General features: G+C 47.2%; 10 protein-coding genes. 9 read left to right on the top strand and 1 reads right to left on the bottom strand.

Translation table 11 applies throughout. The features are described 5' to 3' along the window. Positions 1-4: 4 nt before the first annotated feature. The 7 genes from ruvA to AC6H3C_RS22425 all read left to right on the top strand — a co-directional run bounded on the left by ruvA (position 5) and on the right by AC6H3C_RS22425 (position 14,064). Positions 5-589 (top strand): Holliday junction branch migration protein RuvA, encoded by a 585-nt coding sequence (gene ruvA / locus AC6H3C_RS22395; protein WP_497517774.1) that lies wholly within the window; start codon positions 5-7, stop codon positions 587-589. Positions 590-608: 19 nt separating this feature from the next. After that, complete coding sequence (gene sov, locus AC6H3C_RS22400) at positions 609-8,129, top strand: T9SS outer membrane translocon Sov/SprA (RefSeq protein WP_497517776.1); 7,521 nt, start codon at positions 609-611, stop codon at positions 8,127-8,129. Positions 8,130-8,377: 248 nt separating this feature from the next. Beyond that, positions 8,378-9,193, top strand: coding sequence for a helix-turn-helix domain-containing protein (locus AC6H3C_RS22405; protein WP_497517777.1), 816 nt, complete (start codon positions 8,378-8,380; stop codon positions 9,191-9,193). Positions 9,194-9,285: 92 nt separating this feature from the next. Continuing rightward, positions 9,286-10,065 (top strand): ABC transporter ATP-binding protein, encoded by a 780-nt coding sequence (locus tag AC6H3C_RS22410; RefSeq protein WP_497517778.1) that lies wholly within the window; start codon positions 9,286-9,288, stop codon positions 10,063-10,065. Between the two features lie 2 nt (positions 10,066-10,067). After that, positions 10,068-10,829 carry an ABC transporter permease gene (locus AC6H3C_RS22415; protein WP_497517780.1) on the top strand — a complete coding sequence of 254 codons (762 nt, stop codon included), beginning with the start codon at positions 10,068-10,070 and terminating at the stop codon, positions 10,827-10,829. Between the two features lie 55 nt (positions 10,830-10,884). Beyond that, a complete protein-coding gene (locus AC6H3C_RS22420) occupies positions 10,885-11,754 on the top strand; it encodes a hypothetical protein (RefSeq protein WP_497517782.1) in 870 nt (289 codons plus the stop codon). Positions 11,755-11,796: 42 nt separating this feature from the next. Beyond that, positions 11,797-14,064: an ATP-binding cassette domain-containing protein gene (locus AC6H3C_RS22425; protein ID WP_497517783.1), complete on the top strand. Its 2,268-nt coding sequence runs from the start codon at positions 11,797-11,799 to the stop codon at positions 14,062-14,064. A gap of 128 nt (positions 14,065-14,192) precedes the next feature. On the opposite strand, the gene AC6H3C_RS22430 is transcribed toward AC6H3C_RS22425, so the two are convergent. Further along, positions 14,193-14,962, bottom strand: a protein-coding gene (locus AC6H3C_RS22430) for an IS5 family transposase (RefSeq protein ID WP_497517785.1) whose coding sequence is annotated in 2 segments (ribosomal slippage) — positions 14,193-14,801 and positions 14,804-14,962 — 768 coding nt in all. Because the reading frame shifts where the segments join, the coding sequence is not laid out codon by codon here. 141 nt (positions 14,963-15,103) lie between these two features. Between AC6H3C_RS22430 and AC6H3C_RS22435 the strand changes: the two genes are divergently transcribed. Together AC6H3C_RS22435 and menB are read left to right on the top strand one after the other, a co-directional pair. After that, positions 15,104-15,310, top strand: coding sequence for a hypothetical protein (locus AC6H3C_RS22435; RefSeq protein WP_497517786.1), 207 nt, complete (start codon positions 15,104-15,106; stop codon positions 15,308-15,310). 326 nt (positions 15,311-15,636) lie between these two features. Next, positions 15,637-16,461, top strand: coding sequence for a 1,4-dihydroxy-2-naphthoyl-CoA synthase (gene menB / locus AC6H3C_RS22440; protein WP_497517787.1), 825 nt, complete (start codon positions 15,637-15,639; stop codon positions 16,459-16,461). Positions 16,462-16,469: the final 8 nt, after the last annotated feature.

Raw genomic sequence — 16,469 nt, forward strand, 5'->3', positions numbered from 1 at the left:
AACTATGTTTGAATACATCTATGGAAAAATAGCCGGTCTGACACCTGCCCACGCAGTGATCGAAGCCGGTTCGGTCGGTTATTTCATCCATATCTCGCTCAATACCTACTCGGCCATTAACGGAAAAGAACAGACCCTGTTGTATGTTCACCAGGTGGTACGCGAAGATGCTCATTTGCTATACGGCTTCGCGCAGACCGGCGAACGGGAGTTGTTCCGTTTGCTGATTTCGGTCAGCGGAATTGGTTCAAATACCGCCATGATGATGCTTTCGTCGCTTTCACCCGATGAAATCCGAAACGCCATCCTCACCGAAAATGTCAATTTACTGAAAAGCATCAAAGGCATCGGCGCCAAAACGGCCCAGCGGGTAATCATCGATTTAAAAGACAAAATAGGCAAAAGTCCTGCCAGCGATCAAATTTTAATACCTTCGGCAAACAATACAATTCGCGATGAAGCGTTATCAGCTTTAGTGATGCTTGGATTTGCGAGGAAAAGTATTGAAAAAGAATTGGATAATATTCAAAAAGCAAATCCGGAACTCACCGTCGAACAAATGATAAAGATGGCGTTGAAAAGCCTTTGACTGTTGAAAAAATGCGGTATTGAAAACGGACTTGAGATATACACTGCTCTTTTTTGTACTTTCAGGGATCATTGCTACAGGTTGGTCTTCAGGACCAGCCAACAGATCTGTCGTTTCTGAATCCACCCCGGGTGTTCAGCCGGATACGGTACAGACTGACGAAAATGTTAAGCTCCCCTATCCCTTCAGCGACTCAAAAGAGTATGAATACGACCAAAAAAACAGCTCCAATTTATTCCTGAACAAACCCTCGAACATAAAAACAGAAGTGATGTACGATCCCGTTACGGGGGAGTATATTTTTTATGAAAAAATCGGGGATTTTAACTACCGCCTTCCCAAAGCCATGTCGCTTCAGGATTATGTAAAGTATGATTTTGAAAATTCGATCCGTAACTACTGGCGGAAACGTTCCAACCAGCTCGATGTGGAGAACCAGGGAGGAACCATCCCCCGCTTAATGATTGAAGGAGAAGCATTCAGCCGGATATTTGGCGGAAACACCATTGATATTCGTCCGCAGGGTTATGTCGAAGTGAGCTTCGGATACCAATTGAACTCGACAGAAAACCCGTCTATCCCCGAACGCCTGCGAAAAACACCCTCTTTTGATTTTGACCAAAAAATCCAGATGAACGTCTCCGGAAACATTGGCGAAAAAATGAAAATGCGGGTAAACTACAACACCGAAGCGACTTTTGATTACGAAAACAAAATGAACCTGGAATATACCGGAGACGAAGACGAAATCATTAAGCGGATTGAGGCCGGGAATGTTTCGCTGCCACTGAACGGTTCGTTGATTACCGGCGCCACCAACCTGTTCGGGGTAAAAACCGAGATGCAGTTCGGGAAACTGAACCTGACCACCCTGTTCTCGCAAAGTAAAGGGGAAACAAGGGTTGTAGAAACCCAGGGAGGAGCGCAAAAAACCTCTTTCCAAATCCGTGCTTCCGATTACGACGCCAACAGGCATTTCTTTTTATCCCATTACTTCCGCGATCATTATGACGAGTCATTACGAAAACTGCCGGTGGTCCTTTCTTCGGTTACCATCAATAAAATTGAGGTTTGGGTCACCAATAAATCCGGAAATTACAGCGAAGCGCGCAATATCCTCGCCCTGATGGACCTGGGCGAACATACGTCAAATATTTACAACCAGGTTCCCGATTTTCGCGATCCCGGCGGCCAGCCTTACCCTGAAAATGTTTATCCGTACAACCGGGCCAATGGTCTGTATCAGGAAATGACGACCACCTACAGCGATATTCGGGTGGTATCCCAGATCTCGAAAACCCTCTCCCCGCTTTCATCCTTTAATTATATTGGCGGTCAGGATTTTGAAAAAATCGAACAGGCGCGAAAGCTGAATGAATCAGAATATACGGTTAACCTGAATCTGGGCTATATTTCGCTCAACTCGGCGCTGAATGCCGATGAGGTATTGGCGGTAGCTTTCAACTATACCGCCAACGGGCAAACATACCAGGTCGGCGAATTCTCGTCCGACGGAATTGAAGCCCCGCAAACCCTGGTGCTGAAGCTGCTGAAAGGGACCAACCTGTCGCCCCGGCTGCCCACCTGGAAACTGATGATGAAAAACATTTACAACCTGAATGCCTACGAGCTAAGCAGCGACGGGTTCATTATGGATGTCCTGTACCAGAACGATTCGACCGGCACGTACATCAATTACCTGCCCGGCTCAAACCTCCAGGGGCACATCCTGCTGAATGTACTGAACCTCGACAACCTGAACTCGCAACTGGACCCGGGAAGCAACGGGGTGTTCGACTTTATTGAAAATATAACGGTTAACTCAACCTCCGGGCGTATTATTTTTCCGGCGGTCGAACCCTTTGGCAGTTACCTGCGCGACTCGATAAACAGCGCTTTTTTTGCCAACAAATATACCTACCAGTCGCTTTACGACTCCACCAAAACCGTTGCAGAACAAGATGCGGAGCATAATAAATTTATCCTGAAAGGAAGTTATACCGGTTCGTCCAGCTCCGAAATATCGCTGGGTACGGTAAATCTGGCGCAAGGCTCGGTAAAAGTAACGTCCGGCGGAATTATGTTGGTTGAAAACATCGACTATACCGTGGATTACACGCTGGGAAGGGTAAAAATCATCAACCAGGCCTACCTCGAATCCGGGGCCACATTGCAAATCTCTACCGAAAGCGAAGACTTGTTTTCCGTTCAGCGAAAAACCTTGCTGGGAACCCATGCCAATTATGCGTTCTCCGATAAGTTTAACCTCGGGGCTACTTTGCTTTACATGAACGAACGACCGCTCACCCAGAAAGTGAACTTTGGCGACGATCCGATCTCCAATGCCATCTTCGGCCTGGACGCGACTTATTCAACCCAGTCGGGCTTTTTAACCCGCCTGGTCGATAAACTTCCGTTTATCGAGACCAAAGAAATTTCGACCGTGGCTGTTGAAGCCGAAGTGGCCAAGCTGGTGGTCGGGGAATCGAGTGTGACCAAATCGACCGTTTATATCGACGATTTTGAATCGACCCAAACATCCATCGACTTAAGAACCCGGCAATCCTGGGTAACGGCCAGTACGCCGCAAAAACAAAGCCTCTTCCCTGAGGCCGACACCGACGACGACCTGGCCTACGGGTTCAACAGGGCAAAACTGGCCTGGTACGTGATCGACCCCCTCTTCCTCCGGAATACCTCTCAAACGCCGGCCCACATCCGGCAGGATAAAAACCAGCAATCGAATCACCTGGTGCGCGAGGTCTTTCAGAAAGAAATTTTCCCGGATAAAGATACCGAGATTGGCGTACCCACCAATATCTCTGTCTTTGATGTAGCTTATTACCCCAAAGAGCGCGGGCCATATAATTTCGACAGCCAGCCAACGGCCTACTCGGCCGGTTTAAATCCCGACGGGACCTTGCGCCAACCCGAATCGCGCTGGGGAGGGATCATGCGAAAGATCGAAACTACCGATTTTGAAACAGCCAACATCGAATACATCGAATTCTGGATGATGGACCCCTTTGTAAATGACACTTTTGCCGTTCATCAGGGCGGTGATTTATATTTCAACCTCGGCGATGTGTCGGAAGATATCCTGAAAGATTCGCGCAAATCGTTCGAACACGGTCTTCCGGAAACAGACCTGGCGTCGAATGTCGATCCGACCATCTGGGGACAAGTATCCACAAAAACACAAATCACCAACAGTTTTGTCACCGACCCGAATATTATCGTCAGGCAGGATGTCGGGTTCGACGGTTTGGGGGATGACGACGAACGGGAATTTTACAGCGGTTACCTGCAGTCGGTCCAAAACATCCTGGACCAGAATGTCCTGGCCGAGTTTATGGCCGACCCCTCGGGCGACAATTATCATTATTACCGGGGTTCCGATTACGACCAGCAGGAACTGAGCATCCTCAGGCGGTACAAAAAATACAACGGGGTAGAAGGAAATTCTGTTCCTGCTTCCCGGTCGCCCGAAACTTATCCTACGGCAGCCTATACCTTACCGGATGTAGAAGATATTAACGGCGACGGCACCCTGAACGAGTATGAACGTTATTACCAGTACCGGGTCAGTATCCGCCGCGAAGATATGGCTGTCGGAAATAATTACATCTCCGATGTGAGAACCGCCAGGGTCGAACTGGCCAACGGAACAATCGGAGAAGTGAACTGGTACCAGTTTAAGATCCCGGTGACCAAACCCGACCAGGTAATTGGCGGAATTTCCAACTTCAGTTCCATTCGTTTCATGCGTATGTTTTTGCACCAGTTCAGCGATCCGGTGGTTTTGCGCTTTGCCACGCTTGAACTGGTACGGGCCGACTGGCGCCGGTATACCGGTCAGCTGGAAGAACTGAATGATATCCCCGATATGAATACCGAATTCGACGTGTCGGTTGTCAATATTGAAGAAAACAGCGACCGGAAACCGGTTAATTATGTGCTTCCTCCGGGTATCGACCGGGTAATTGACCCTTCCAATGCCCAGTTGCTTCAGTTAAACGAACAGTCGCTTGTATTGCGCACCTACGATCTGGAGCAAGGCGACTCCAGGGCCGCTTATAAAAATATTTATCTCGACTTCAGGCAATACAAACGCCTGAAGCTGGAAGTACATGCCGAGGCCATTGAGAATTACCCGCTGAATGATGATGAAATGTACTTCTTCATCCGCCTGGGGTCGGATTACAGCAATAACTATTACGAGTATGAGTTGCCTTTAAAACTGACCGCCCCCGGGGTTTATAACAAGAATATTGAGGCCGACCGCTACGCGGTTTGGCCCGACCAGAACCGCATCAACATTCCGCTATCCCTGTTTACAGGGGCCAAACTATCCAGGAATGACGCCATGCGGGAAGCCGGATCAACCATCCGGACCAGCGATATCTTCGAGGTAGTCCACGAAGACTGGAACAATAATAAAAACCGGGTAAAAATAAAGGGAAATCCCAACCTGGGTAATATCGAAGTCATGATGATGGGTATCCGTCATAAAAAAACAACCGAATTTAACCCCGGCCCCAGAACCGTTGAGGTGTGGGCCAATGAACTTCGTCTCAGCGAACTGGAAGACGAAGGCGGATGGGCGGCTAACATGCGCGTATCCACCAGGCTGGCCGATTTCGGGTCGGTTGTTGTTGCCGGCCGCCACCGCTCTGTTGGGTTCGGAAGTATTGAACAAAGCGCCCTGGAACGAGCGATGGACGACCTGACGGAATACGATATTTCCTCGAACTTTGAACTGGGACGTTTCTTTCCCAAGCAGGCGCAGGTGAAAATCCCGCTTTACGTGGGTGTTTCAAAAAGCATCAGCAACCCCAAATACAACCCGCTTGATCCGGATATTGAAATGACCGAAGCGCTCAGCCGCGCGTCATCGTCGTCAGAAAGAGATTCGATCAAACATATGGCCCAGGACTATACCAGCAGGAAAAGTATCGTCCTCAACAATGTCAAAGTTGACAAGGTCAACAAATCGGGGAAACCACGGCTTTACGACCCGGCAAACTTCTCCGGCACCTTCGCCTATAACCAGGAAAAAGAACGGGATGTAAACACCGAATACAGCCTGGAGAAAAACTACCGTACAGTGTTAAGTTACAACTTCAACAACCGTCCGAAAATCTACGAGCCCTTTAAAAACTCGAAGGTATTAAAAGGAAATACCTTACGCCTGGTGCGGGACTTCAACTTTTACCTGATGCCCACCCAGATCTCGTACCGGAACGAGCTTTACCGGTATTACAAGGAAGTGCAAACCCGCAATATTTCCAATCCGAACCTGATCATTCCGCTGACCGTTGAAAAAGAATTTTTGTGGAGGCGCAACTTCGATCTGCGCCACACGCTGACCCGTTCGCTGAAAATTGACTTTTCGTCGCAGGGAACAGCCCGGATCGACGAGCCGGAAGGGCGCATGAACCGCGAGGACGACGATTACCAGATGAAAAAAGACTCGATCCTGACCAACCTGTTACACCTGGGACGTCCGGTGCTTTATCATCATGTGATTAACGCTTCGTACCAGGTACCCATCAATAAGATCCAGTTCTTTAACTGGGTAACCATGAATGCCCGTTATCAGGCGATGTACGACTGGCGCGCCGGCTCAATCACCGACGAAAGTATGGAGTTGGGAAACATTGCCGAAAACTCGCGCGTGATCCAGGGAAACGGGCAGTTATCCATGCTGAACCTGTATAATAAAGTGCCCTTCCTGAAAGAAGTCAACCAGAAATTTGTAAGTACGTCTGCTGCCACGCGGAGTTCAGGAAGCCGGACAAGAGCTGCCGAGCAAGCCGCGGCCGCTTCGAACGTCCGAGTCCGGGAAGTGGAGTTCTCGAAAGACAAGATGAACTTTAAAGGGAACAGCCCGAACCTGATCGAACACCGCCTTAAAACCAGAGATGTTCAGGTAACCGTTTTGAACGATCGCGGACAGCGGGTCAACGGAGTGATCGATATTGTTGATGAGAACCACATCAAATTTACGCCGCGAATCGATCTGGAGGGTGCGAAGGTCGACATTAAAGGAAAGCAAACCCTGGAAAATAGCCTGCTTTACACGGTGTCGTTGTACACCGCGCGTACCCTGATGAGCCTGAAAACCCTTGCCGTCACCTATTCCAGCTCGGGAGGAACGGTATTGCCCGGATTTATGCCCGAACCAAGCATTTTTGGATCGGGTAATTACCACCCCGACCCGGTGATGTTTGGCGATGTAGCCGCGAGTACCGCCCCGGGCCTGCCCTTCCTGCTCGGATGGCAGGACGAAAATTTTGCCCGCGATGCCGCGCTGAAAGGCTGGATCACCAAAGATACCACGCTGAACGCGCCCTACGTGATGAGCCATAACGAGACCTTCACCATCCGGGCCAATATAGAACCGATACCCTTCCTTCGGATCGATTTGTCGGCCAACCGGTCGTTTTCCGAAAACACCAGCGAATACTACCTATACAACGGCAGTACTGGTCTTTTCAATGCCACAAACCGCACCATCAGGGGAAACTTCACCATGTCGGTGAATACCTGGAGTACCGCTTTCAGTAAAATGGGAGGCGCCGAAGTGGAAGCATCAGGCGCTTACCAGGAAATGCTCGATAACCGGATCGTGATTGCCCGGAGGCTGGCTGCCCGGCGCGTACCCAACCCCTCCGAAGGATACCACCCGGAAATGGTGAACGAAACAACCGGTTACCCGGTAGGCTACGGACCAACCTCACAGGAAGTATTAATCCCGTCGTTTATTGCAGCCTACACCGGACAATCGCCGGAAAAGGTTTCTCTCGAACCGTTCCCTTCGGTTTGGCACATGCGCCCAAACTGGCGGATTACCTACGATGGCGTGGTGTCGAATATCAAGGGATTGAACAAGATGGCGAGATCGATCAACCTGAACCATTCCTACCGTTCATCTTACAATGTTGGTTCTTACATCACCAACCTGAGTTACAACGACCAGGTTTACGATGACGGATTCAGCTATGTCACCAACATGTTCAACGGTAATTTTGTGAGCCAATACGACATTAATTCGGTCAGTATCACGGAACAGTTCAGCCCGCTGATCAATGTCGACGTAAACTGGCTGAACGAAATGTCGACCCGGGTGGAAGTAAAGCGGATGCGTAACCTCACCCTGAACTTTGCCAACAACCAGTTGACCGAAGTGCTTAGCAATGAACTTTCTTTTGGCTTTGGCTACCGTTTTCAGAAGATGGACCTGATCGTAAAAACAAAAAATTCGCAAAAGGCTTACTCAAACGATCTGAATATCCGGGCCGATGTTTCGTTCCGGAAAAATAAAACCCTGCTGCGCAAATTAACGGAGAACGAAGACCAGTTAACGGCCGGACAAAAGGCGGTTACCATCAAAACGACAGCCGACTATATGCTGAGCGACCGCTTCCAGCTTCGGGTATATTACGACAAACTGATTAACAACCCGTTTACCTCGCAGGCTTTCCCAACTGCAACCACCAACTTCGGGGTTAGCTTCCGGTTTACCCTGACGCAATAAGTCATATTTCCCGGCGCTTTAAACCAACTTGCGGCCTTACCGACTGTTTTGTATGCGACAAAATTAAAGATGAATTTCAATTTAACGCGAAAGGTCCGGCAATAATAACGAACCAGCATTTAGCGACCAGAAAATTATGACGCTATATTTGTATGCCATGCACCCGGAAGGGCGCCGAAAAGGAAAGGAGAGTCACTGGTCTACCACTGGTTACCTATCTTTTATATTTTTGCATAAACGAAATATTCATGAACTTTCAAATTGTACATCCCACCGGGTTTCTGAAAAACTACATCAGGCAATATTGCTTTATGGAAACAGATATTCACGAGGGCGACATGATGGAAAGGGTTATCCCGACGGAAAATGTTCAATTGATGTTTCACTACAAAAATCCCTTTGTGGTTTGCCACGAAAACGATACCGTTACACAACAGCCCCGCACCATCATCAGCGGATTGACCAATACGTTTTCCGATATTTCCACTTTTGGCGAGGCGGGCGTAATTTTTGTTCAGTTTCACCCGGCCGGCGCCTGTCACTTTTTCCCGTTTCCCCTTTCCGAAATCGAAAATCAGAGTTTCGACCTGACCGACATTTTCAGCGCTGAAATCAAACAGGTTGAAGAAAAACTCTTTTTAAGCCAAACAACCAACGACAAAATTTCGGTGATTGAAGATTTTCTGATGCGGAAATATTCGCCCATTCCACAGCATGATAATTTTTTGATATGCAAAGGAATCCAGATCATCAAACAACACCGGGGCCAGATTGCGGCAAGCCAGTTATCGGAAAAACTTGCCACAAGCCCTAAAAGTCTGGAACGAAAATTCGCCAGCAACCTGGGGAAAACGCCCAAACAATACATCAAGCTCATCCGGTTTCAGGAAACCTTGCGCGATTTCAGCGCCGGAGAGCCGATCAACCTCACCGAATATGCCTACCGGAACGGCTATTTCGACCAGTCGCATTTTATCCACGACTTTAAAACGTACTCAGGTTTCACCCCTAAAGAATTTGTTACCAGATACCCTGATTTTAATCTCAATGCCGACAATTGCTGACTGCTTTTTACGGTTCATTTTGTCGTTTTTTTTTACAATTTCCACCGACTGCACTAAAACTATTTTTGCTGCATATTCAAATTGAAACAATTATGGCAGCAGAAATCCGGATTCACAATCTTTTCAAAAAATACCCCAACGGCACAGAAGCGCTCAAAGGGGTGAACCTCGAAATTGGAAAAGGGCAGTTTTTCTCCCTGCTTGGACCCAACGGTGCCGGCAAATCGACACTGGTAAAAATCATGACCACCTTGATTCCGAAAGATTCGGGCAGTTTCCTGATTTCGGACATTAATACTGAAAACAATCCGGCAGAAATTCAGCATCTGATTGGCGTGGCCACGCAGGAGAACGAAATTGACCCCGCCGAAAAAGTGGAGAACCTGCTGATTTTTCAGGGACGTTTGTTTGGCTTGACGAAAGCCCGGGCCAGCCGGCGGGCCGATGAACTGATCGAACTTTTTCAGCTCACAGGCGAGCGGAACAAAAAAGCATCGGCACTTTCGGGAGGAAACAAACGCCGCCTGCATTGCGCACTGGCTTTGGTTCATTGTCCGCAGATTTTGTTTTTAGATGAACCTACCGTGGGCATGGATCCTTTGGCGCGCGCCAACTTTTGGGAGATTATTACCAGGTTGAACCGATTGCAGGGCGTTACCGTTTTCCTCACCACGCAATACCTCGACGAGGCCGACAAACACGCCTCTGAAATGGCGCTGATTGTAGGCGGAGAAATTCATTTTGCAGGCAGCATTGCGGGCTTCAAAAAAATGGTAACCCCCGGAAGCGATCTTTCGCTCGACGATAGTTACTTGAAGTATGTCAAAAGTTTGAACAACAACGAATCATTAACAACAAACAAAGAAGAATAGCCATGAAAACCGCAAATTCAATATTGATTAACAGGGGAATCATGAAATTGGTGAAACAACCCTCGGCGCCCATCATGGGTTTTGGCATGAGTTTGTTTTTCCTAGTGGTTTACAATGCCGGAATTGGCAGCGTGGGGAATCTCGAAGCTTTTGGAACAGGCGGATACCTGTCGTTTGTGTTTCCCATAGCCATCATTTCACTGGTCATGGGCTCGTCGGCCGGTGCCGGACAAACCCTGAATGCCGACATGCAATCGGGCTACTTCCGGCGGCTGTACCTGAGCCCCGCGCCCCGTTGGATTTTGGTTGTAGCGCCCATGCTAGCCGACACGCTTTCGTCGCTGTTTTTCACCGTGTTGCTGCTTGTTATTGCGGCTCTTTTTGGGGTGAGTTTTCAGTTTGGGATGCTGTCGGTGTTGGGAATTTTGTTGCTTTCGTTGCTGTGGTCGCTTACCCTGTGCGGTTTTTCAGCGGGTATCATGCTGCGCACCGGTCAACACCAAAGTGCAGCCATTGTGACCAATGCCGTTTTCCCACTGCTTTTTTTGAGCACCACCTTTTTGCCCCGCGAACTTATAACTTCAAAATGGCTGCTGGCCGTGTCGTGGGCAAACCCGGTAACCTATATTTTAGAAGGAAACCGCTTTTTACTGGCCGGAACATCGCCGGCAAAGTTCTTCTATTTCGGATTGTTGATAACGGCCGTTACATCAATTGCTTCTGTTGTTTTTGCATTGAAAAGTGCCAAACATATCAAAATTTAAACTACTGACATACAGTTGTCAAAACCTTGCCTTATTTTTGGGGAAACGATTGACAATGAATCAAAAAGAAAAAATAATCTCGAAGGTTTTTGAGCAGCAACAAAGCAACGGATGCTGGAAAATGTTGGATGTTGGGCACAAGTATTACCCTGTTTATCAGCATTACGTCCCCAATTTTAAGGCAACGTTGTGGACGCTAATTTTACTAGCCGATTTAGAGATTGACCCGACCGACGAACGGGTCAAGCGTCCGCTTAAAACCATTAAAGATCATTTTTTCCATTTGGAACAAGGCATTTATTCGCTTGGAAACGATCATTTCCCCATTCCTTGCCTCAATGGGAACTTGATTTATCTCGATGCCTACTTCAACCCATCGCTTTCTGAACAAAGTTTATTGGCCATCAATTTTTTCAGCAAAAACCAGCGTTTCGACGACGGGAATTACATCGAACCAAAAAATGTGTACTGCAAAAACACCAGTTGCTACGGAAAACATACCTGCTATTGGGGCGTGGTTAAGTTGCTGAAAGGGGTTTCGTTTGTGCCCGAAAAAGATCGTACGCCCGAAGCAAAATCGCTTATCGAACGGAGCATCGACTTTGTTTTGTTGCATCGTGTTTGTTTCAGCTCGCGAAACCTCGATAAACCATTGGCCAACAACATTAACAAGTTGGGCTTTCCGTGCATGTACAAAAGCAATTTTCTGGAAATACTTTGGCTGCTGAAGCGTGAAGGTGTTCATTCCAGATATGTTGATGAAGCCCTGAAATTGTTGCAATCGAAACAGCAACCCGATGGCAACTGGAACCTCGAGAAAAAAGTTTCGAACATAGTGGTGAGCATTGGCGTCGAAAACAAACCGAACCAATTCGTAACTCAACGGGCCAACGAAATTTTGTCGTTTTTTTACAATTTGCCCTAACTTAGAAAAGCGAATTTTGCCAACTGAAATATTTAAATAGCCATGAACAGAGATCATATCTACGTGCAAAATGCACACACCAACAACCTGAAGAACATCGACGTTGAAATTCCGAAGCACAAACTGGTGGTTTTTACCGGGGTTTCGGGCTCGGGCAAATCGTCGTTGCTGTTCGACACCATTTACACCGAGGCGCAACGGCAATTGGTCGAGACCTTTTCGACCTTTGCCCGCACGCGCATGCCCAAACTCTCGCGCCCCGATGTCGATGATATTTTGAACCTTTCAACCGCCATTGTCATTGACCAAAAACGCATGGGCAACAACCTGCGCAGCACGGTGGGCACGGCCACCGAAATCAACACTTACCTGCGTTTGCTCTTTTCGCGCATCGGCAAACCGTTCATCGGGCCTTCGTTCTTTTTCTCGTTCAACCACCCCGAAGGCATGTGCCCGCACTGTAACGGGCTGGGCAAGCAAATCAAAATCGACCTCGACTTGCTTTTAGACAGGGACCTGTCGATCCGCGATGGTGCTATCCTGCACCCGCACTATAAACCGGGCACATTTATGTGGAAAGAGTTGGTAAGCATTGATGTTGTTGATGTTGATAAACCGCTAAAAAAATTTACAGACGAGGAGCTTGATTTGTTCCTTTATTCTGAACCTTTCGCCATCGAAAACGCCAGGGAAAAACTGTCGTACAACCGGAATTTTGAAGGCATCGCGCGCAAGCTCGAAAAAGCCGTTTCGACCCGTGCCGACGACGAGACATCAGAAGATGAGAAAAATGCCTACACCAGATTCTTTAACTACCAACTGTGCAGCGCGTGCGGTGGCACCCGGTTGAACGAACGCGCCCGCAACATACGCATCAACGGGCTGAACATGGCCGACATGTGCAGCATGGAACTGTTCGATTTGCTGCCTTTTGTGCAGGCCATTGACGATGATATTTCGCGGCCGGTTTTACGCAAAGCACAGTTTCTGTTGCAGCAGCTCATCGAAATCGGCGTGGGTTACCTTTCACTCGACCGCCCGGTGAGTACACTTTCAGGAGGCGAATCGCAACGGGTAAAAATGGCCCGGCAAATGGACTGCAACTTGGTGGATATGCTTTACGTGCTCGACGAACCATCCATCGGACTCCATCCGCGCGACACCGAAAACCTGCTGAACATTCTTTTCAGATTAAAAGAACGAGGAAACTCGGTGTTTGTGGTCGAACACGACCCCGATATCATCCGTGCTGCCGAGTGGATTGTTGACATGGGGCCGCGTGCCGGCAAATTTGGCGGGAACGTGGTTTACAATGGCGCACCCTCGGGTTTGGCTGATACCGAAAGTATTACTGCCGAATACCTTCAGCGGAAAGAAAAACCAGGTATCAGGAGAAAAGCGGCCACCTCGTTTTTCGAGATTAAAAATGCCACAGCCAACAACCTGAAAAATGTTTCGGTGAGAATTCCAAAAGGTGTGCTGACCTGCGTTACAGGCGTTGCCGGAAGCGGGAAAAGCAGCCTTATTCACCAGTGTTTTGCCAAACAACACCCCGAAGCCGTGGTTATTGACCAGTCGCCTATTGGCAAATCGTCGCGCGCCAACGCGGCTACTTTTATTGGCGTTTTCAACTTTATCCGTAAAGAATTTGCCGCCGCAACGAATAGCGAGGCGTCGCTGTTCAGTTTTAACTCGAAAGGAGCTTGCCCCAAGTGCAACGGTCAGGGCGTGGTTACATTTGAACTTCATTTTCTCGATTCGGTAAAAACCCTTTGCGACGAGTGCGAAGGCAAACGTTACCACGCCGAGGTACTTGAGTTGAAATACGGGGGCAAGAACATTGCCGAGGTACTCGACATGACCGTGAACCAGGCCTGTGAGTTTTTCAAAGTGCCCAAAATACAAAAGCATCTGGAACTTTTACAGCAGGTTGGATTGGGTTACCTGAAACTGGGGCAGTCGTTAAGTTCGCTGTCGGGCGGCGAATCGCAACGCCTGAAAATTGCCACCGAACTGAAAAAGGAAGGCAACATTTATATTATGGAAGAACCCACAACAGGCTTGCACATGTCGGATATCGACAACTTTTACAAAATCATCAAATCGCTGGTGGGCAACAACAATACCGTAATTATTATTGAACACAACCTCGACATTATCAAATATGCCGACTGGATTATCGACATGGGACCCGAAGGCGGAAAAGCCGGTGGCGAACTGCTTTTTGAAGGACTGCCCGAAGATTTGGCAAGGTGCAGCCGGTCACACACCGGAAAATACCTGAAGCTTTTTATGGAACAAAAACAATAGAAACTCATCAGGCGAAACAAAATAATTGTACTTTTAAGCCCGATCTGAAATTATGATCCGATTAAGATTTATGTACAGAACGACTCCGTATTTGGATATTGTTTATTTATTTAGAAACTGTTTAAATTTTATTTTTGAATTCTGTTAAGTATTAATTTTATCATTGCAATTTGAATCATAGTCTCGCTTGTATCAGTTAGATATTCAAAGTCTTTACTAAGCCTTCGATAGCTTTCAAACCAAGCAAACGTTCTTTCAACAACCCATCTTTTGGGTATAACAACAAATTGACTTGAATGGTCTGACCGTAAGACAATTTCAAGTATCCAGCCGAACGCGGTTTTGGTTTTCTCAATGAGTTCTCCACGATATCCGCCATCAGCTACGATCTTGATTAATCTTTCGAACCGCCCCTTCAACATGGCAATCACATCAGTTGCGCCTTTGCTGTCATGCACGTTTGCAGCATGTACAACAACGGCAAGGAGTAATCCCATGGTATCAGTAACGATATGGCGTTTGCGTCCATTGATCTTTTTGCCTCCGTCAATTCCCCGGCTTTCACCACCCAGCCTGGTTGTTTTAACAGACTGGCTGTCAATGAGAGCCAAACTTGGAGAGATTTCTCTCCCTGCTTTTGTGCGTATTTTGTCACGTAACAATTCGTGAATTTGTTCGATGACCCCAGTGTTCTTCCATTTGACGAAATAGTAATAGACTAATTCCCATTTTGGAAAACAGCCAATGGCAACATACGCCATTGGCAACCTGTTTTAAGCAGGTAAAAGATGGCATTGAAAATGTCTCGCAAAGAATGTTTTCTTTTGCGATTGTCACTTAAAATGCCCTTTAATAGCATCCATTGGCTATCAGAAAGGTTGGTCGAATAGTGTTTCATGTGTTCTTAACAGTTTGGAAACCATTAAGTTAATGAAATATATTCGTCTAAACAACTGATAGTCAATATGTTAACTTGCTATTTTGTAAATATAAACAGTCTCTTAAAATAACCAACGTTAATAATCTTAAGTTTTCGACTATGGAAACCGCGCTGAGTGATTTAATTAAGTTCTCAGGAGTAAATAAGCTATGTGTAAATCAAATCACAATAAATAAAGACAATGGAGATTTAATTCTAAAAGCATTTGCTCAATATGAAAATGAAGAGAATTCATGTATTGAGGGAATAATTGATTTGATTTCAGGAGATAAAAACATAAATGATACGCCATGCTGGATCAATTAATAATTGTTCATAATAAACAAAATGAAGATCGGTCTGCAAGAACAGGTGATGAGCCGGCATTGAACTGCTCCTGGCGGAATGCAAGCTTATATTTGGTGAATGTTTTATTGATTAACAGAGATCAAAGAGCATAGGTGTTTTTGATGTAGAGAAGTTTTTTTGCTTTTAGATGTTATTTTTTGGGACAGGAAACGGTTTATTTTTTATTTTGCGTTTCGTGATTGTACTCTTCATGCTGCGTAAGAAGGAACAAACGGGACAAACTGAAATTAATCAACCCCTTCAATGCTCTTTCGGGAGGACAGACGGGGCTTATTCAATACATTATGACGACTAAAAGAAACTGGGAAACCATTAAAGAATATGAAGATATTTTCTTCGATTATTACGATGGGATAGGTAAAATTACCATCAACCGCGAGCGCTACCGCAATGCATTTCGTCCGACTACGGTGAATGAAATCAGCGATGCTATGCGAATTTGCCGCGAGAATCAGCACATCAACGTGGTTGTACTGACCGGTGCCGGCGATAAAGCATTTTGTGCCGGCGGCGATCAAACGGTGAAAGGCAAGGGCGGTTACATCGATAACGATGGAATTCCGCGCTTGAACATCCTGGAAGTGCAAAAGCAAATCCGCAGCATGCCCAAACCGGTGATAGCAATGGTAAACGGCTATGCCATCGGCGGAGGCCATGTGCTGCATGTGGTGTGCGATATCAGTATTGCCAGCGAAAATGCCATCTTTGGGCAAACCGGACCCAAGGTGGGAAGTTTCGACGCCGGCTTGGGATCGTCGTACCTGGCCAGCATCGTGGGGCAAAAGAAAGCACGCGAAATCTGGTTTATGTGCCGGCAGTATTCGGCGCAGGAAGCCTTGGAGATGGGCCTGGTCAACAAGGTGGTGCCCTTTGATCAGTTGGAAGATGAGGTGGTAGCCTGGGCGCAAAAAATGCAGGAGCACAGTCCGCTGGCCCTGCGTATGTTAAAACTGGGACTGAATGCCGAATTGGACGGACAAATCGGGATTCAGGAATTTGCAGGTAATGCAACTTTGTTGTATTACCTCACCGAAGAAGCCCAGGAAGGGAAACACGCTTTCCTTGAAAAACGGAAACCGGACTTTAAAAAGTTCCCAAAGTTCCCGTAGGATTAAGT

Source organism: Gaoshiqia sp. US2 (assembly GCF_059705485.1).

Bases quoted from the DNA above. Each gene is read 5' to 3' on its own strand.
- AC6H3C_RS22410 (WP_497517778.1), top strand. From the start codon at position 9,286: ATGGCAGCAGAAATCCGGATTCACAATCTTTTCAAAAAATACCCCAAC.
- AC6H3C_RS22420 (WP_497517782.1), top strand. From the start codon at position 10,885: ATGAATCAAAAAGAAAAAATAATCTCGAAGGTTTTTGAGCAGCAACAA.
- menB (WP_497517787.1), top strand. From the start codon at position 15,637: ATGACGACTAAAAGAAACTGGGAAACCATTAAAGAATATGAAGATATT.
- AC6H3C_RS22415 (WP_497517780.1), top strand. From the start codon at position 10,068: ATGAAAACCGCAAATTCAATATTGATTAACAGGGGAATCATGAAATTG.
- AC6H3C_RS22435 (WP_497517786.1), top strand. From the start codon at position 15,104: ATGGAAACCGCGCTGAGTGATTTAATTAAGTTCTCAGGAGTAAATAAG.
- ruvA (WP_497517774.1), top strand. From the start codon at position 5: ATGTTTGAATACATCTATGGAAAAATAGCCGGTCTGACACCTGCCCAC.
- AC6H3C_RS22425 (WP_497517783.1), top strand. From the start codon at position 11,797: ATGAACAGAGATCATATCTACGTGCAAAATGCACACACCAACAACCTG.
- AC6H3C_RS22405 (WP_497517777.1), top strand. From the start codon at position 8,378: ATGAACTTTCAAATTGTACATCCCACCGGGTTTCTGAAAAACTACATC.